This window comes from Caballeronia sp. NK8 (assembly GCF_018408855.1).
Taxonomy (GTDB): Bacteria; Pseudomonadota; Gammaproteobacteria; order Burkholderiales; family Burkholderiaceae; genus Caballeronia.
Genome location: NZ_AP024323.1, coordinates 982,220 through 999,147 on the forward strand (window position 1 = coordinate 982,220; position 16,928 = coordinate 999,147).

At 62.7% G+C, this 16,928-nt stretch carries 16 protein-coding genes; 7 read left to right on the forward strand and 9 right to left on the reverse strand.

What is annotated here, in order from left to right; all coding sequences use genetic code 11:
• Nucleotides 1-277: 277 nt before the first annotated feature.
• Both NK8_RS19250 and NK8_RS19255 read left to right on the forward strand, forming a co-directional pair.
• Nucleotides 278-1,099 (forward strand): crotonase/enoyl-CoA hydratase family protein, encoded by an 822-nt coding sequence (locus NK8_RS19250; protein WP_213229012.1) that lies wholly within the window; start codon nt 278-280, stop codon nt 1,097-1,099.
• The gene (locus NK8_RS19255) at nt 1,096-1,746 is read left to right on the forward strand and encodes a phosphoribosyltransferase (RefSeq protein ID WP_213229013.1); all 651 of its coding nucleotides are present in this window, start codon (nt 1,096-1,098) and stop codon (nt 1,744-1,746) included. Before NK8_RS19250 ends, NK8_RS19255 begins: the two co-directional genes overlap by 4 nt.
• Here the strand turns inward: NK8_RS19255 and mdeB are convergent.
• Nucleotides 1,743-4,454, reverse strand: coding sequence for an alpha-ketoglutarate dehydrogenase (gene mdeB, locus NK8_RS19260; RefSeq protein WP_213229014.1), 2,712 nt, complete (start codon nt 4,452-4,454; stop codon nt 1,743-1,745). The two genes, NK8_RS19255 and mdeB, sit on opposite strands and share 4 nt — an antisense overlap.
• Nucleotides 4,455-4,592: 138 nt before the next feature.
• Here mdeB and NK8_RS19265 point away from each other — a divergent pair, with 138 nt between their 5' ends.
• From NK8_RS19265 to NK8_RS19275, 3 genes are all read left to right on the forward strand, one after another.
• The gene (locus NK8_RS19265) at nt 4,593-5,123 is read left to right on the forward strand and encodes an Lrp/AsnC family transcriptional regulator (RefSeq protein ID WP_061175287.1); all 531 of its coding nucleotides are present in this window, start codon (nt 4,593-4,595) and stop codon (nt 5,121-5,123) included.
• Nucleotides 5,124-5,280: 157 nt separating this feature from the next.
• Nucleotides 5,281-6,093, forward strand: coding sequence for a mechanosensitive ion channel family protein (locus tag NK8_RS19270; protein ID WP_061175515.1), 813 nt, complete (start codon nt 5,281-5,283; stop codon nt 6,091-6,093).
• A gap of 81 nt (nt 6,094-6,174) precedes the next feature.
• Nucleotides 6,175-6,339, forward strand: a complete 165-nt coding sequence (locus tag NK8_RS19275) for an FmdB family zinc ribbon protein (protein ID WP_162067654.1) — start codon at nt 6,175-6,177, stop codon at nt 6,337-6,339.
• A gap of 16 nt (nt 6,340-6,355) precedes the next feature.
• Here the strand turns inward: NK8_RS19275 and NK8_RS19280 are convergent, their stop codons facing one another.
• From NK8_RS19280 to NK8_RS19315, 8 genes are all read right to left on the reverse strand, one after another.
• Nucleotides 6,356-7,258 carry a LysR family transcriptional regulator gene (locus NK8_RS19280; protein ID WP_213230427.1) on the reverse strand — a complete coding sequence of 301 codons (903 nt, stop codon included), beginning with the start codon at nt 7,256-7,258 and terminating at the stop codon, nt 6,356-6,358.
• Between the two features lie 223 nt (nt 7,259-7,481).
• On the reverse strand, nt 7,482-8,246 hold the full coding sequence (locus NK8_RS19285) for a ParA family protein (protein WP_213230429.1): 765 nt from the start codon (nt 8,244-8,246) through the stop codon (nt 7,482-7,484).
• A gap of 143 nt (nt 8,247-8,389) precedes the next feature.
• Complete coding sequence (locus tag NK8_RS19290; RefSeq protein WP_213229016.1) at nt 8,390-8,899, reverse strand: DUF1269 domain-containing protein; 510 nt, start codon at nt 8,897-8,899, stop codon at nt 8,390-8,392.
• A 64-nt stretch (nt 8,900-8,963) separates the two neighbouring features.
• Nucleotides 8,964-10,091, reverse strand: a complete 1,128-nt coding sequence (locus NK8_RS19295) for an ABC transporter ATP-binding protein (RefSeq protein ID WP_301549878.1) — start codon at nt 10,089-10,091, stop codon at nt 8,964-8,966.
• A gap of 5 nt (nt 10,092-10,096) precedes the next feature.
• Complete coding sequence (locus tag NK8_RS19300; protein ID WP_213229020.1) at nt 10,097-11,134, reverse strand: carbohydrate ABC transporter permease; 1,038 nt, start codon at nt 11,132-11,134, stop codon at nt 10,097-10,099.
• Nucleotides 11,131-12,282, reverse strand: coding sequence for a carbohydrate ABC transporter permease (locus NK8_RS19305; RefSeq protein ID WP_213229022.1), 1,152 nt, complete (start codon nt 12,280-12,282; stop codon nt 11,131-11,133). Before NK8_RS19305 ends, NK8_RS19300 begins: the two co-directional genes overlap by 4 nt.
• A gap of 55 nt (nt 12,283-12,337) precedes the next feature.
• Nucleotides 12,338-13,816 (reverse strand): ABC transporter substrate-binding protein, encoded by a 1,479-nt coding sequence (locus NK8_RS19310; protein WP_213229024.1) that lies wholly within the window; start codon nt 13,814-13,816, stop codon nt 12,338-12,340.
• Nucleotides 13,817-13,868: 52 nt separating this feature from the next.
• Complete coding sequence (locus NK8_RS19315) at nt 13,869-14,597, reverse strand: GntR family transcriptional regulator (protein WP_225936269.1); 729 nt, start codon at nt 14,595-14,597, stop codon at nt 13,869-13,871.
• Between the two features lie 134 nt (nt 14,598-14,731).
• On the opposite strand from NK8_RS19315, the gene NK8_RS19320 reads away from it, so the two are divergent.
• Both NK8_RS19320 and NK8_RS19325 read left to right on the forward strand, forming a co-directional pair.
• Nucleotides 14,732-16,030 (forward strand): L-fuconate dehydratase, encoded by a 1,299-nt coding sequence (locus NK8_RS19320; RefSeq protein ID WP_213229026.1) that lies wholly within the window; start codon nt 14,732-14,734, stop codon nt 16,028-16,030.
• Nucleotides 16,018-16,893: a DUF4922 domain-containing protein gene (locus tag NK8_RS19325; RefSeq protein ID WP_213229028.1), complete on the forward strand. Its 876-nt coding sequence runs from the start codon at nt 16,018-16,020 to the stop codon at nt 16,891-16,893. The genes NK8_RS19320 and NK8_RS19325 overlap by 13 nt, the downstream gene beginning before the upstream one ends.
• Nucleotides 16,894-16,928: the final 35 nt, after the last annotated feature.

The following is a 16,928-nucleotide window of genomic DNA, read 5'->3' on the forward strand; positions in this document are numbered from 1 at the left end:
AACTTGGCGCACCTGGCATCGAAACGGTGCGCGCACCTGATTCCGCGTGGTAAAGCGTGGTGCAATCCGCGTCGTTATCGCTCATGAGCGCGTGCTCGATATTGGTGCAATGCCCGTTCATGTTGCATCGAATGCACCGCTTGCGCGCCTGAATTTTCAGCATGAAGGCAGATCGTAGGCCAATAGCAAGCTGGCGAAGCGCGCACTCGCGGTGCACGTTCGCGGCGCGCCGCGAGTATCCTGAAGCCTTGGATTCGCGCGATTCAAGAGGTTATCGATGTCATCTCGCATCGAACGCATCGGCGATCACGTGCGTACGGAAACGCTCGCGCGCGATGCTCGCGTCGTGACAGTCGTGCTGGATCGGCCCGCGCGATGCAACGCGGTCGATCGCGGCATCGCCGATGCGTTGCGTGATGCGTTCGAGCGCTTCGACGCGGACGATGCGTTGTCGGTCGCCGTGTTATGGGGCGCGGGCGGCACGTTTTGCGCGGGCGCGGATCTCTCCGCATTGAACGACGACGCGCGCCGCAACGAAATTCACGCCGATGGCAGCGGCCCCGGCCCGATGGGTCCCACGCGTCTCGCGCTCAACAAGCCCGTGATCGCGGCGATCGCGGGTCATGCGGTCGCGGGCGGGCTCGAACTCGCGGCGTGGTGCGATCTGCGCATCGTCGAGGAAGATGCGGTGCTCGGCGTATTCTGCCGGCGCGTCGGCGTACCGCTCATCGATGGCGGCACGATACGGCTGCCGCGTCTCATCGGCATGTCGCGTGCGCTGGATCTGATTCTCACCGGGCGCGCGGTCGATGCGAACGAAGCGCTCGCCGTCGGGCTCGCCAATCGCATCGCGCCGCACGGCGAGGCGCGCAACATCGCGGAAGCGCTCGCGTGCGAGCTGGCCGCGCTGCCGCAGGCCGCGATGCGCGCGGATCTGCGCTCGGTCCATGAAAACGCGTTCGACGCCGATATCGCCCAGGCCTTGCAGCGTGAAGGCGCGAATGGATATCGCGCGGTATTCGATGAAGGTATCGACGGCGCGGCGCGATTCGTCTCGCGTGATTCGCGTGTTTCGCGGCCGAAAGGACAGGCAACATGAATTCAGTGTTCGAGAACCGACGCGATGCGGGCCGCGCGCTCGCCACACAACTCACGCATTACGCCAATCGTGACAACGTCACCGTGCTCGCCTTGCCGCGCGGCGGCGTGCCTGTCGCGTATGAAGTGGCGCGCGCGCTGCGGGCGCGGCTCGACGTACTCGTCGTGCGCAAGCTCGGCGTGCCGGTTCAGCCCGAACTCGCGATGGGCGCGATTGCATCCGGCGATGCCTTCTTTCTGGACGAGCGCATCGTGCAATATGCGGGCGTTTCGAAGGACGAACTCGATCGCGTGATCGCGAAGGAACGCGCCGAACTCGCGCGGCGCGAAACGCTGTATCGCGGTGATAAACCGCCGCTCGACGTGAGCGGGCGCGTTGCGATCGTCGTCGATGACGGCATGGCGACCGGCGCGACGATGAAGGCCGCGGCGATGTCGCTGCGTCATGCGCATCCGGCGAAGATCGTCGCGGCGCTGCCGGTCGCGCCGCTCGACTCGGAAGCGCGTGTGGAGGAGTTCGTCGATGAATTCGTGTGTGTGATGCGGCCGCATCGGTACTTCGGCGTCGGGCAGTTTTATATCGACTTCGATCAGACCAGCGATGACGAAGTGCGTGAGTTGCTCGATGCGGCGCGCAATGATGTCTAGCGCAGCCACGGCGCGTCGAGGGCCTCCTGCGTCTTGCCGTATTTCTCACGCGCGGCCTTCAACACCGCCTTGTCGATAACCGCATCGTCCACGAGCGATTTCAACGCCGCAATCACGATCGACACACGATCCACCTCGAAGAACTCGCGCAGCGCCTGCCGCGTATCGCTGCGGCCGAAGCCATCGGTGCCGAGCGTGACGTATCGCCGCGACACGTACGCGCGAATCAGTTCGGGCACCGCGCGCACATAATCGGTCGCCGCGATCACGGGGCCCCGCGATGAGTCGAGTGCGCGCGTGACGAACGGCGTTGGCGCATCGTCGTCGCTCAGGCGCGCGAGCCGCTCGCATGAAGCGCCATCGCGATGCAGTTCCGTATAGCTCGTCACGCTCCATACGGCGGCATCGATGTTCCAGTCCTGCTTGAGCATCGCGCGCGCGGCGATCGCTTCGTTGAGGATCGCGCCGGAGCCGAGCAGTTGCACTTGCGCATCGGCTGCATCGCCATCGAGGCGATAGATGCCGCGCAAAATGCCCTCGCGCGTTTGCGCGTCCAGCGAGCCGCCAGGCACGGAAGGCTGCGCGTAATTCTCGTTGGTCACGGTGACGTAATAGAACACGTCGTTCTGGCGCATCATCATTTCCTGCATGCCTTCATCGACGATGACCGCGACTTCATACGCGAACGCGGGATCGTAGGCGCGGCAGTTCGGGATCGTCGACGCGGCGAGATGACTCGTGCCGTCCTGGTGCTGCAGGCCTTCGCCGCCGAGCGTCGTGCGCCCCGCCGTCGCGCCGATGAGAAAGCCGCGCGAGCGCTGGTCCGCCGCCGCGAAAATCAGATCGCCGATGCGCTGAAAGCCGAACATCGAGTAATAGATATAGAACGGCAGCATCGGCAGATCGTGCACGCTGTAGGAAGTCGCCGCCGCGATCCACGACGACACCGCGCCCGCCTCCGAGATGCCCTCTTCGAGAATCTGCCCGCGCGTGTCCTCCCGGTAGTACAGCATCGAGCCCATGTCCTCGGGCTCGTACAACTGGCCGAGCGGCGAATAGATGCCCACTTGCCTGAAGAGATTCGCCATGCCGAACGTGCGCGCTTCGTCGGCGACCACGGGCACGACGCGCGGCCCGAGCGTCTTGTCCTTCAGCAGGCTGCCGAGCATGCGCACGAACGCCATCGTCGTCGACATCTCCTTGCCGGATGCATCGAGCGCGAACTGGCCCCACGTGTCGAGCGCAGGCGGCGTCATGCCTTGCGACGCCTTCGCGCGACGGCGCGGCAGATAACCGCCCAATGCCGCGCGCCGCTCGTGCAGATAGCGCATCTCGGGCGCGTTGTCGGCGGGCTTGTAGAACTTGACCTGCTCGACATCTTCATCCGACAGCGGCAGGCGGAAGCGATCGCGGAACTGCTTGAGATCGTCGAGATCGAGCTTCTTCTGCTGATGCGTCGTCATGCGGCCCTGCCCTACCGTGCCCATGCCGAAGCCTTTCATCGTCTTGGCGAGGATCACCGTCGGCTGGCCCTTGTGCGCGAGCGCCTTCGCATAAGCCGCGTGCAGCTTGCGCACGTCGTGGCCGCCGCGACGCAAGCGGTCGATGTCTTCATCCGACATATGCGCGACCAGCGCCGCGAGTTCCGGATTCTGGCCGAAGAAACGTTCGCGGTTATAGCGGCCGTCATTGGCCGAGAAGGTCTGAAACTGTCCGTCGACGGTATGCGCGAATGCGCGCAGCAAGGCATTGCCGCGATCGCGCGCGAACAGCGCATCCCAGTCCGAGCCCCACAGCACCTTGATCACGTTCCAGCCGGCGCCGGTGAATTGCGCTTCGAGTTCGTCGACGATTCGGCCATTGCTGCGCACCGGACCATCGAGCCGTTGCAGATTGCAGTTGATGACGAACACGAGGTTATCGAGCTGCTCGCGCGCCGCGAGCGACAGCGCGCCGATCGATTCGGGCTCGTCCATCTCGCCGTCGCCGAAGAAGCCCCACACCTTGCGGCCGTCCGTGCGCTGCAGATTGCGGTTCTGCAAAAAGCGCATGAAACGCGCTTGATAAATCGAGTTGATCGGACCGATGCCCATGGAACCGGTCGGGAATTGCCAGAAATCCGGCATCAGCCACGGATGCGGATACGAACACAATCCCGGCCCCGCGATCTCGCGCCGATAGTGCTTCAGATGTTCTTCATCGAGAAAGCCTTCGAGATAGGCGCGCGCATACACGCCCGGCGAAGAATGCGGCTGGAAGTAGACGATATCGCCGCCGTTGTTCGCGTCGGCCGCTTTGAAGAAATGATTGAAGCCGACTTCGAACAGATCCGCTGCCGACGCATAGCTCGCGATATGGCCGCCGAGTTCGCCATACGCGCGATTCGCGCGCACGACCATCGCGAGCGCATTCCAGCGCAGCACGGCCGCGAGCCTTTCCTCGATGTCGAGACTGCCCGGATAAGGCGGCTGCTGCGATACGGGGATCGTGTTCGCATAGGGCGTCGCGCGCGCCCGTGCCGATTCCACGCCCACCGACAATGCATGTTCCGCGAGCCTGTCGAAGAGATATTGCGCGCGCTCACGGCCGACATGCGCGACGACCGCATCGAGCGCCTCCAGCCATTCGGCCGTTTCGCCGGGATCGACATCTTCGCGTCCCTTGGCAATGGAAAGAAGCTGGTTGGTTCCGCTCGACAAGTCGGTCATGGCGACTCCGTTCTGGCTAAAGGAATACGTTCAAGCATATCCATTGATGCGCAGAATGTGCGTCTCATTTGGCTGCCACCGCGCTTTGCGGTAGTGTGTTTATTCTTCAGAAAAGCCCAAAACCGGAATCTTTCGACTATGACGGCAAACGCGAAGCAGCGCCTCGACCGCACCGACATCGGTATCCTGAATCAGCTTCAGCAAAACGCGCGCATCACCAATTCGGAACTCGCGCGCGCGGTGAACCTCTCGCCGACGCCCTGCTTCAATCGCGTGCGCGCGCTGGAAAAGGCGGGGCTTTTCAAGCAGCACGTCACCTTGCTCAATCCGGAAGCGCTCGGGCTTTCCATCAATGTCTTCATTCAGGTCAGTCTGGAAAAGCAGATCAAGGATGCGCTCGCGCGTTTCGAGCAGGCGATCAGCGAGCGCCCCGAAGTGATGGAGTGTTATCTGATGACAGGCGATGCCGATTACCTTTTGCGCGTCGTGCTGCCCGATGTGGCCGCGCTCGAACGCTTCATCCTCGAACGTCTCACGAAGATGCCCGGCGTCTCCAATATCCGTTCGAGCTTCGCGCTCAAGCAGGTGCGCTACAAGACCGCGTTGCCCTTGCCCGCTTCCGGGCTGACCCTGCCGGACCCGAACGCCGACGAAGCGGAATGGACGTGACGGCGTGAACCAAGCGGTCGATCCTTCCGACAAACATTAAACGCTCGCGTAAGTCTTGCGATGATGCGGCGCGTCGCCTATAACTCGTGTGGCCCATGCGGCATGTTTTCCCGGCTTGCCGCGTTCCCAGACGAAATGCCACGCACGCGAGAAAAACATGAACCTCGACACCGTACGTGTATTCATCATGACGCGCGGCGTCGACTTCGCGATCATGGTCGCTGGCGCGATTGCGCTGTGGATCATCGGACGCTGGCTCATCGGTCTCGTCACCAGCGCGTTGCGCAAGCTGCTCGGGCGCAATGGCCGGGTCGATCCGACGCTCGCGCATTATCTTGGCTCGATCGTCGGCGTCATCCTGAATCTGCTGCTCGTCCTCGCGATTCTGCAGATCTTTGGGGTTCAGACCACATCCTTCGCGGCACTGCTCGCGGGTCTCGGTCTTGCCATCGGCACCGCGTGGGGCGGACTGCTCGCGCATTTCGCGGCGGGCATCTTCATGCAGGTGCTGCGGCCTTTCAAGGTTGGCGACTTCGTGACGGCGGGCGGCGTGACCGGCACCGTCACCGAACTCGGCCTCTTCGGCACGACGATCACGACGCCCGATAACGTTGCAGCCATCATCGGCAACAACAAGATCTTTTCCGACACGATCTGGAATTTCAGTTTGCTGCCGCATCGGCGCGTCGAACTGTCGGCGAAGATCGCGAACGGCGTCGATCCGCTCGATGCCATCGCGCGCCTGAAGGAAGCGGTCGCGAAGATCCCGAACGTCGCCACGACGCCGCCCCCGGATGTCGAAGTGCTGTCTTTCACGCCCGAGGGGCCGCTTTTGTGCGTGCGGCCTTACACCAGCACCAACGACTATTGGCAGGTTTATTTCGACACCAATCGCGCGATCATCGAAACATTCAAGCAGGCCGGCTATCCGACGCCGGAGACGCCGCTCGTGCGCCGCGTCCTGAACTGATTTGCACGCGCCATTGCTGAACTAGAATGGGTGGAACCGGCGTTCATCGCGCCGGATCACCGCCGCGCGCGGGAGGATGTCATGCCGACTTATCAGTACCGTTGTCAGGAATGCGGCGAAAGCTTCGAGCACGCGGAGCACGTCGCCGAACATGCGACGGTGCAGCTCAAATGTCCCAAGTGCGGCAGCGAAAAGATCGCGCACGCGCCCGCGCCGTTCGTCGCGAAGACTTCAAAGAAAAGCTGAACCGTCGACGCGTGCGTCACGCCGCGCGAAATCGGACTTCGTGCGACGGCAGGCCGCCCAGGCGTGATGCGACGTGATCGATGAATGCGCGCAGGCGCGGCGCTTCATGACGGCTCGGCGGCCAGAGAATCTGGAACACGCCTTCCGCGCGCACATGCGTGCCGAGCACCGCGCGCAGCATGCCGCCTTCGAGTGCGCTCTTCGCGACGAAATCGGGCACGCATGCCAACCCCAGGCCCGAGATGCACGCGGCGAGCACCGCTTCCATGTCGTTGAACGTGAGCGTCGCGTGCGGCTCGATGGCGAAGGTGTGGTCTTCGCGCGCGAAACGCCACGGCTCGGTCCGGCCATTCGCCGGAGAACGAAAGCGGATGCACGCGTGGCCTTCGAGATCGGCGGGTGTCACGGGTTCGCCATGGCCCGCGAGATACGCGGGCGAGCCGACCACCACCGGACCGAATTGCGCGAGCGGCCGCGCGAGCAATTGAGAATCGGCGAGACGTCCGCTGCGAATCACGGCGTCGTAGCCTTCCTGCGTGACATCGACCACGCGATCGCTGAACTCGATATCCAGTTCGATATCCGGATAGCGCCGCCTGAATTCCGGCACGAGCGGCAGCAACAGCCGGCAGCCGAGCGACGGCGCGCTGATGCGCAAGCGCCCGCGCGGTGACGAGGTCGAATGGAACAGCTCGCTTTCCGCTTCTTCGAGATCGGCGAGCATGCGTTTGCAGCGCGCGAAGAAGCGCGCGCCTTCGTGCGTGAGGCCGATCCGGCGCGTGGTGCGATTGAGCAGTTGCACGCCGAGCTTCGCTTCGAGCCGCATCACGCTCTTGCCAACCGCCGACGCCGACAGCCCGAGCGCGCGCCCCGCCGCCACGAAACTGCCCGACTCCGCCGCGCGCACGAACGCGACCATGCCGGAGAGGCTTTCTGTCGAAGGGGACGCCCCGAAGGAAGCGCCCTTCGGGAGCGCAGGGGACGCGGTCGGCGTCTGCAAGTGAGCGGTCGTCATTTGGATTGATCCAGCGAGAAGTACGGCGCGACGGAATGCGCCTGTCTCCTGCATGAACGTCCGTGAAGCCGATTTATTCCCGCATTTGTTGCAGTCCGCGCTGATCAGACGAATGGCGTGAGCCGGTTCAGCCGTTCAGTTCCTCGTGCAGCGCCAGATATTCCTGCGCGAGCTTGTGACGCGGTTCGAGGTAGATCATCGGGCGCGCGTGCTGATGGCTCTCGCGGATCTTCACCGAGAGCGACAGATGCGAATTGAGCACGGGCAGATCCTCGCTGCGCAGTTCGTCGACGAGTTGCTGAGGCAGGCTCGCGCGCGGCTGGAACTGATTGATGACGATGCCTTCGACGCTCAGATCCGGATTGTGATCATGGCGGATTTCCTGCACGTTTTCGAGCACCGAATAGAGCGCGCGGCGCGAGAAGTCGTCGCAATCGAAGGGAATCAGGCAGCGTTCGACCGCGATCAGCGCGGAGCGCGTGAAGAAATTGAGCGCGGGCGGCGTGTCGATATATACGGCGTCGTATTGTTGCAGGTTCTTCAGCGCGTCGCGCAGCTTGTAGATCTTGTAGCGCGATTCGAGCTTGCTTTGCAGCGCTTCGAGACTCGGATGCGACGGCACGATGTCGAGATTCTCGAACGGGGTCGAATGAATGAACGATTCGAACGCCGGTTCGCGGAAGCTGTAACTCAAGGCCGACTCGAAAAAACTCGCGAGATTCGGCTGGGCGTCGCGGGATTGTGCGCCGAGCAGGTACTGGCTCGCGTTGCCTTGCGGATCGAGGTCGATGACCAGTGTGCGCAGGCCGCGGGAGGCGCTGATCGCGGCCAGATTGCAGACGATGGTGGACTTGCCTACGCCACCCTTTTGATTGAAGACCACACGGCGCATCAGGTTATTCATCCTCGGTTTTGAACGCTCGTCTTTTTATGGCGTTCTTTTAGCTGGGTTGGGTTCGTCTTACGCGGGATGAATATTAGCGCATCAGAATTTACGGGTTTGGGTTCAGGGGCGTTTTTTGTTGGGCTTCAATATCAAGGAAACGCCGGAATCGTAGGATCGGCCCCTTCGACATCCGCTTCCGGATGATGGCTCTTGACGAGTGCCTCGATCTCCTCGACCCGATCCTTCGGCACATCCACCATCATCAACAACTCGCCTTCCTCGATCGCGTGCTCGAATCGCCGCAAGCGCGTATTGGGAATCCCCACCCCGATCATCGTCGCCGCCCACGCTCCGAAACCCATGCTCGCGAGCGTCATGCACACGACGGCACCACCGGCAATCGTCAAACCCGCCGGCGGAAACGCCATCGCGACGAGTCCCGCAAGCGCGCCCGTCACACCGCCAGCCGCCGTGCCGCGAGCCAGCGCCGGCAAAAGGTCGCTACGTTGCGCAAGGGTGGCCTGCGGCAAATCCTCCAGCGGCTCATGAGGCCGCGCGAGCACGTGAATATGCCGCCATTCGATACGCTTCAAAAGCAGTTCGTCGATGATTCCCTTCGCGCTCGCCACGCTGGGAAGCAGAAAATAGATGCGCCTCATCTCGCACCTCCATACCGGATCTCCATGAATCCAATATAGACGACATGCACAGGAAGCGAATCGCTTACGTTATCCCGACGGTTTGACCAACGCGCGCGCCGTTCTCATCGAAGAAATAGATCCGCTCGCGATTCACGCGCACGCCTGCCACGCCGCCAATCTCGCCCGCGAATGTATTCGGCACCTTTACGACGATCTGCTGTTCGCCGATGTTCATCGTGACGAGCGAATGATCGCCGATCAGTTCGACCGAATAGATGCGCCCCTGCAATTCGCCCTCGCCGGCCGCGACGAGCGAGCACTCCTCCGGCCGCACGCCAAGCGTCGCCTTGCCTTCGTGACGAACCGGCGTGGCAAGCGAGATATCGGGCGCGTCGAAACGTCCTTGCGCGAGCGTGCCACGCAGAAAGTTCATCGGCGGCGAGCCGATGAAGCCCGCGACGAACAGATTCGCCGGATCGGAATAGATACGCGCGGGCGTATCGAGCTGCTGCAACGCGCCCTTGTCGAGGACGGCAACGCGATGCGCAAGCGTCATCGCTTCGATCTGATCGTGTGTCACGTAAATCGTCGTGATGCCGAGCTTGTGCTGCATGTGTTTGAGTTCGGCACGCATGTGGCCGCGCAGCTTGGCATCGAGATTCGAGAGCGGTTCATCCATCAGGAACGCGGAAGGCCGCCGCACGATCGCGCGCGCCAGCGCCACGCGCTGACGCTGCCCACCCGACAATTGGCGCGGCAAACGCAACAGCAGCGGCTCCAGTTGCACGCTCGCCGCCACTTCGCGCACGGCGGCATCGATCTCCGCCTTCGGGCGCTTTCTCACGATGAGCGGATACGCGATGTTCTCGAACACCGTTTTGTGCGGATAGAGCGCATACGACTGAAACACCATCGCGACATCGCGGTCGCGCGGCAAATGATGCGTGACATCGGTATCGCCGACGAAGACCGCGCCTTCGGTCGCCGATTCGAGTCCCGCGACGATGCGCAGCGCCGTCGTCTTGCCGCAGCCCGATTCGCCGAGCAAAACGAGAAATTCGCCCGCCTGCACGTCGAGCGACAGATCGCGCAACACGCGCGTATCGCCGAACATCTTGCCGACGCTTCTCAGCGACACGCTCTTCGACTGGCGCGCCGCCGCGATCTTCGTCAGGCGGGCGTCGTCGACCTTCATCGCCTCGCTATCCATGACCGTCATCCTTTCACCGCTCCCACGAGAATGCCCCGCACGATGAAGCGCTGCAATGTCAGCGTCAGCAGCATCACCGGCAAGATCATGATGAGTATCAGCACCGACATGTTCCACCATTGCGGACCGCGCGTCGCGTTCTGCGCGGCGACCAGCAGCGGCATCGTCTGCGCATTCGCGGTCGTCAGAAAGAGCGCGAACAGGTATTCGTTCCACGAGAGAATCAACACCAGCAGCGACGTTGCAACGAGACCGGGCGCGACGAGCGGCAATACGATGCCGAACAGGATCGCGAAGCGAGTCGCGCCGTCGATCTGTGCGCTCTCTTCTATTTCGCGCGGCACGCCGTCGAAGAAATCGAACATCAGCCAGACGACGATCGGCAGATTCGCGGTCGCGTACGTGATGATGAGCGCGAGGTGCGTGTCGAGCAGGCCCACGTCCCTGAACATGAGATAGATCGGGATCACCGTGACGACGGGCGGCAGGATGCGCTGCGATATGACCCAGAAGAGAATGTCGTCGTTGTTCAGATGCTTGCGCGCGCGGCGCACGATCGGGCGCAACAGCAGGAAGAACAGCGCGAAAGCGACGGCCAGCGCGATGCGCAAATCGACATGCCCCCATGCGACCGCAGCGATCAGCAACGCGATCAACAGGACGCCGAGGCTCACTGCCGCGACCGGTGGCCGATATTGAATGCGCGCGAGCGCGTAGGCGGCCATCGAGCCGAGAAAGACCGAAGCCGCCGTGCCGCATGTCGCGACGATCAGCGAGTTCATATAAGGCCGATACGTATCCGGCCCGAGGTCGACGAAGATGTAATGCCACGCGTCGAGATGCGGCTGGAAGTCGACGAATGGGATATAGAACGGACCCGTCGATACATCCACCGGCAGCTTGAACGATGTTATCGCCATCCAGTAAAGCGGAAACAGCACGACGAGCGACCATAGCCCCAACAACAGATAAGCCACCGCCTTGCCGCCGACGGGCAACTCATCCACACGCGCGGGCACGAACCAGCGTTTCAATACGCTCATGCCTGATCTCCCCGTGCGCGCCGCACGACGAACTGGAAGAATGAAACGCATGCGATCGTCGAGACGAAGAACAACATGTACGCCACCGCCGATGCGCCGCCGAGATTCAGCGCGCGCCATTCGATGAACGCGTGCAGCGTCATCGATTCGGTCGCGATGCCGGGGCCGCCATTGGTCAGCACGTTCGGCAGATCGACGATCTTGAACGCCTCGATCAGGCGGATCAGCACGGCGCTCGCGGCGACCGGCGCGATCGATGGCCATGTGACGTCGCGAAACACGCGCCACGCCGATGCGCCGTCGAGCTGCGCCGCTTCGATCTGCTCGCGTGAAGTGCCTTCGAGCGCCGCAAGCATCACGAGAAACATGAAGGGCACCCATTGCCATGTATCGCCGATTACGACAACGAGCCGCGCGAGCCACGGATCCGCCGCCCACGCGATCTGGCCGAGGCCGAGCCACGACCATACCGGCGCGAGCGGGCCGACGGACGTATCGGCCATCATGCGAAACATATATGCGATGCCGACGGGCGTCACCATCAACGGAAGGAAGAACAGCAGACGAAAGAAGCGCCCGCCCACGAGCGGCAGCGTGCACAGATAGGCAAGCCCGAGCCCGATGAGAAACTGCAGCGCGACGCCGAGCACGACATAGAAGATCGTGACCATCAGACTGCCGAGCGCGCCACCGCCGCCCAGCGTGTTCGCCGCGAGCCACACGAGCGCGAGAAACGCGGCCGCGGCGATCAGGCGGCCGAGCGTGCCCATGATCGAACGGCGCTCGCTCGCCAGATAACGATAGAACCAGACCAGCACGGCGAGCCACGCTATCACGATCGTTGCAATGCTGATTATTCCCGGCGCGCGAAACACGCCGGTGAAGTGATATTGCTGACTGCCGGAAAAGAGCCGCACGTAGTTGCGCAGGCCCGTGAAGGTCAGTTGATAGCCGCCCTCGCCCAGTTCGAAGCGCGTGAGCGAAAGATAAGCCGACGTCACGAGCGGAAAGATCGAAAACGCGAGAATCAGCAGCACGGTCGGCAGCACGAATACGAAAGGCGCTTGCCGGTCGAGCCAGTTCGCGACGCGCGCGCGCGAGCCGCGCTCGTTGGTGACCACGGAAGATGCGTGCGACGGCGTGTTCATCCTCTCTCCGATGCAAGGCGAGCGCGCCGCGCATGCGCGCGCTCGCCATCCCCTTTTACTTCGCGCCGATCGACGCCTTGTAGGCACGCAACTGCGTGTCCTTGCCGAGATCGTCGGTAATCTCGCTCCAGCCGCTGTCGATGGCTTTCATCGTCGCGTCCGCATCGATTTCGCCCGCGACGAAGCGTGCGACAGCGGTATCGAGCACGACCTGCTCATAGCGCTGGTTTTGCGGAATACGCAGATCGATGATCATGTTCGGGCTCTGCAAGCTCTGCTGGATCGCGCCGAGATACGACTTCGCCGCCGCGTCGCTCATGCCCGCTTTTTTCCACGCCGACATATCCGTGAACTGCGAACGCCGATAAGGATTGAAGCCCGATGCGCCGATCGTCACGTCGACGTTCGATTGCGCCGGCTGGCTCATGAACGAGAGGAACGCGTAGGCGGCGTCCTTCACCTTCGGCTTCGCCTTCGCGTTGATGCCGCCCGACCAGCCGCCGAAGGCCGCGAACGGTGCGTGATTCACGCCGTCGATCGCATACGGGCAGGTGGCCTTGTCGCACGGCACGAGCTTGCCCGTGTCGCGATCGACTATTTTGCGCGAGCCGGGCAGGATCACCGCGCCGACCTTGTCGATGACCTTCGACTGCTTCGGATCGATCGCGAGCACGCCGACATCGCCCCAGTCGAGCGTCAACGCGCAATGGCCGGAGATGAACGCGCTGCGCGTATCGCCGACATCGAGATTGATTTCGTTGGGCGGGCCGTAGGACGTCGACTCCTTATAGATGCGCAGCGCTTCCTTGAAGCCGTCGTTATTCACGAGCGCTTTGAAGTTGCGCGGATCGAAGAATGCGCCCTGCGCCGTGCCCTTCGATTGCAGATAGCCGCCCGCGATCGAGATGATCGCCCAGTACGCCTGCGCGTTGCGCTTCTTCGAAATGCACGAGCCCGCGACCGGCTTGCCGTCGCCGCCGAAGACCTTGCCGTTGGCGGCTTTGGCGATGTCGAGATAATCGTCCCAGGTTTTCGGCGGCTGCTTGCCGAGCTGCTGAAGGATGTCGGTGCGGTAATAGACCATCTGGAAGTCGCCGTCGAGCGCGACGAGATAGGTCTTGCCGTTGAACTTCTGCGAGAAGTCGACGAAGAACGGCATCACGTCGTCTTCCTTCAATGCCGCATCTTTCGCGACGCGCTGCGTCAGGTCTTCGAGAAACGCACCCTTGGTGTAATCGACCATCCACTGCGGTGCGAACACGGCTGCATCGACGGAGTTCGTGCCGGACGCCCAGTCCGTCAACAGCTTTTGATAGAGATCGGAGAACGGCACCGTCAGCACGTTCACCTTCGCGCCGGTCAGCTTCTCGAACTCGGGCGCGCGGCGCTGCAGCGGCTCGGCGATCTGCGGACCGACGAAGGTCATCACGTTGACGGTCACGCCCTTGAAGTCCTCGGCCGCTGTCGCCTGCGATGCGGCGAGACAGGTAGCCGCGAGCGCGGCCACGGCGCCCGCTTGTTTGAACAGGTTCATTGTGTGTCTCCTCCATTGCGGTTGACTGCATGTCGCTCGTCTTCCTTGTCTTCTACTCCCTGAACAGGTCCGGCCTTTCAACAGAAAAGCGCCGCAGTTCCGCGACGACTTCATCCAGGTGATCGTGCATCGCGCGCGCGGCGGCATCACCATCGCGCGCGCGGATTGCATCGGCGATGCGGGTGTGCTCGGCGAGCGTATGCGCGTGACGCTCGGGACTCGCCATCAGACGGCGCGCGCGATCGAGCGCATTGCGCGAGGCCGCGACAATCTCCTTCACGCGCGGCAGATCGATCGCGTCCAGCAGCAATTCGTGGAACGCGAGATCGAGCAGATGAAACTCGCGGCGCAAACCTTGCTGCACTGCATCGCGCTCGCGTTCGAGATTGGCGGCGAGCGCATCGAGTGTCGAGGCATCGCATGCGGCGGCGAGCGTACGCACGGTTTCGACTTCGAGCGCACTGCGAATGAACAGATGCTGGCGTATGTCGTGCATGACAATGGGCATGACGCGTGTGCCGCGCTGCGGCAAGACTTCGACGAGACCCGCCGACGCGAGCTTCGCCAGTGCGGACGAAACCGGAAAGCGCGATACGCCCATACGCTCACATACTGCGAGCTTGTCGATCATCATGCCGGGCTCCATCGCCAGATTGACGATAGCAGCGCGCAACGCCTGTTCGACCGCGTCGGTGAGGCTGCCGCGCCCCGCGGCGTGCAAGCGAGGCAACGCGCGGTAAGGGTCGGCGGCAAGGCTGTTTTCATTCGTCGATGAGCTCACGCCGCCCTTGATTTCGCACTAACATGCTAGCAGGCTAGGAGGCGAATCACGGGTTGTCAATGCAGTTTGCTCGCGTGCGTTGCAGCATATTTGCGCCTTGATATTGGCCTCCGATCGAACCCAAGGAGATGAACATGACCCGCATCACGAAGCTCTCCGTGCGCGATATCCGCTTCCCCACTTCGCGTTCGCTCGACGGCTCGGACGCGATGAACGCCGCGCCCGACTACTCCGCTGCCTACGTGATACTCGAAACCGATGCGCCCGGACTTGCGGGTCATGGCCTCACGTTCACTATCGGCCGCGGCACGGAAGTGGTCGTAGCGGCGGTCGAGGCGCTCGCGCCGCTCGTCGTCGGCAAGACTGTCGAGGACATCGCCGCGGACATGGGCGGCTTCTGGCGCGCGTTCACATCGGATAGCCAGTTGCGCTGGATCGGTCCGGAGAAAGGCGTCATTCATCTCGCGACCGCTGCGGTGGTCAACGCCGTGTGGGATCTCTGGGCCAAGAGCGAGAAAAAGCCGGTGTGGAAACTGCTCGTCGACATGACGCCGGAACAGCTCGTGCGCTGTCTCGACTTCCGTTACGTGACCGATGCGATCACGCCATCCGAAGCACTAGCGTTGCTCAAGCGCCTGCAACACACGCGCGGCGAACGCGAAAGGGAAATGCTCGCGCAAGGCTTTCCCGCTTACACGACTTCCGCGGGCTGGCTAGGCTATGACGACGACAAGATTCGCCGTCTCGCGCGCGAAGGCGTCGCGGCGGGCTGGACGCACTTCAAGCAGAAAGTCGGCGGCAATCTCGAAGAGGACATGCGTCGCGCGCGCATCCTGCGTGAAGAGATCGGCCCCGACCGCAAGCTGATGATGGACGCCAACCAGGTGTGGGAAGTCGATGAAGCGATCGCGAACATGCGCCGTCTCGCCGAATTCGATCCGTGGTGGATCGAAGAACCGACGAGCCCCGACGACGTGCTCGGCCACGCCGCGATCCGCAAGCGTCTCGCCCCGATGATCGGCGTCGCGACCGGCGAGCATTGCCAGAACCGCGTGATCTTCAAACAACTGCTGCAAGCCGAAGCGATCGACTTCTGTCAGATCGATAGCTGCCGTCTCGGCGGCCTGAATGAAGTGCTCGTCGTGCTTCTGATGGCCGCGAAGTTCGGCGTTCCGGTGTGTCCGCATGCGGGCGGCGTCGGCTTGTGCGAGTATGTGCAGCATATTTCGCTGTTCGATTACATCTGCGTGTCGGGCTCGCTCGAGAATCGCGTGCTCGAATACGTCGATCATCTGCACGAGCATTTTCTCGATCCGGTCGTCATTCGCAACGGGCGATACATGCCGCCGCAAATGCCCGGATACAGCATCGAGATGCATGCGGCATCACTCGAACGTCACGAGTTCGGCAAGGGAGAAGCATGGCGCGAATGAACGCTCCGTCCTGGCAGGCAATCGTCACGCAGACGGAGCGCGCGCTCGCATGCGGCGCGCTGCGTTCCTTCGATACGGTGCCAAGCGTGATCGAAGACAGCGGCGTGCGCTTTCTCGTCAGGCAGGCGGCGAATCTCGCGCGAAAGGAAGAAGCGTCGAAGCTCGCGGCGAAATCCACAGCCGATGCCGCGAGCGCATGGCGCGATCCATTCTCTCCTTGCGAAGAGGCCTTGCGTGTCGGCGATATCGGCGAGCGGCACTTTCTGTTGCTCAACAAGTTCAACGTGCTCGCGCATCATCTGCTCATCGTGACGACGGATTTCGAGCCGCAGGAATCGCTCATCGGCGAGGATGATTTCGCGGCGCTGTTCGCCTGCCTCGATCGTTTCGACGGGCTCGGCTTCTACAACGGCGGCACGGTCGCCGGATCGAGCCAGCCGCACAAGCATCTGCAGATGGTGCCGCTGCCGCTCGATGGTCACGCGTTGCCGGTCGAAGCGAGCATCGAAGCGGCGCGCACGAGCGGCGTCTTTCGTGCGCCGCCACTCGCGTTCACGCACGCGGCGGCATGGCTCGAAGACAACAGTGCAGCGAACGCGCACGCGATCTATCTGCGGCTGTTGAACGCAATCGGCGTGCAGCCATTCGATGTCGCGGGCGTCGCGCATCAGAGCGCGCCTTACAACCTGCTCGTCACGCGTCGCTGGATGCTGGCGGTGCCGCGTGGCGTGTCGCATGTCGAAGGCGTCGCGGTGAACGCGCTCGGCTTCGCGGGCTCGCTTTTCGTGCGCGACGATGCGCAACGCGGCATCGTCGAAACGCTCGGGCCGATGCAGTTGCTTGCAAACGCAACGATCTCTTGAAATCGGCGGCAGCGGCCCGCATGTCCGCTTCCAGA

Excerpts from the sequence above, each read along its gene's own strand:
- NK8_RS19275 (WP_162067654.1), top strand. The coding sequence starts at position 6,175 with ATGCCGACTTATCAGTACCGTTGTCAGGAATGCGGCGAAAGCTTCGAG.
- NK8_RS19290 (WP_213229016.1), bottom strand. The coding sequence starts at position 8,899 with ATGAGGCGCATCTATTTTCTGCTTCCCAGCGTGGCGAGCGCGAAGGGA.
- NK8_RS19250 (WP_213229012.1), top strand. The coding sequence starts at position 278 with ATGTCATCTCGCATCGAACGCATCGGCGATCACGTGCGTACGGAAACG.
- NK8_RS19305 (WP_213229022.1), bottom strand. The coding sequence starts at position 12,282 with ATGAACACGCCGTCGCACGCATCTTCCGTGGTCACCAACGAGCGCGGC.
- NK8_RS19325 (WP_213229028.1), top strand. The coding sequence starts at position 16,018 with ATGGCGCGAATGAACGCTCCGTCCTGGCAGGCAATCGTCACGCAGACG.
- NK8_RS19310 (WP_213229024.1), bottom strand. The coding sequence starts at position 13,816 with ATGAACCTGTTCAAACAAGCGGGCGCCGTGGCCGCGCTCGCGGCTACC.
- NK8_RS19300 (WP_213229020.1), bottom strand. The coding sequence starts at position 11,134 with ATGAGCGTATTGAAACGCTGGTTCGTGCCCGCGCGTGTGGATGAGTTG.
- NK8_RS19265 (WP_061175287.1), top strand. The coding sequence starts at position 4,593 with ATGACGGCAAACGCGAAGCAGCGCCTCGACCGCACCGACATCGGTATC.
- NK8_RS19280 (WP_213230427.1), bottom strand. The coding sequence starts at position 7,258 with ATGGTCGCGTTCGTGCGCGCGGCGGAGTCGGGCAGTTTCGTGGCGGCG.
- NK8_RS19255 (WP_213229013.1), top strand. The coding sequence starts at position 1,096 with ATGAATTCAGTGTTCGAGAACCGACGCGATGCGGGCCGCGCGCTCGCC.
- NK8_RS19295 (WP_301549878.1), bottom strand. The coding sequence starts at position 10,091 with ATGGATAGCGAGGCGATGAAGGTCGACGACGCCCGCCTGACGAAGATC.
- NK8_RS19270 (WP_061175515.1), top strand. The coding sequence starts at position 5,281 with ATGAACCTCGACACCGTACGTGTATTCATCATGACGCGCGGCGTCGAC.
- mdeB (WP_213229014.1), bottom strand. The coding sequence starts at position 4,454 with ATGACCGACTTGTCGAGCGGAACCAACCAGCTTCTTTCCATTGCCAAG.
- NK8_RS19320 (WP_213229026.1), top strand. The coding sequence starts at position 14,732 with ATGACCCGCATCACGAAGCTCTCCGTGCGCGATATCCGCTTCCCCACT.
- NK8_RS19285 (WP_213230429.1), bottom strand. The coding sequence starts at position 8,246 with ATGCGCCGTGTGGTCTTCAATCAAAAGGGTGGCGTAGGCAAGTCCACC.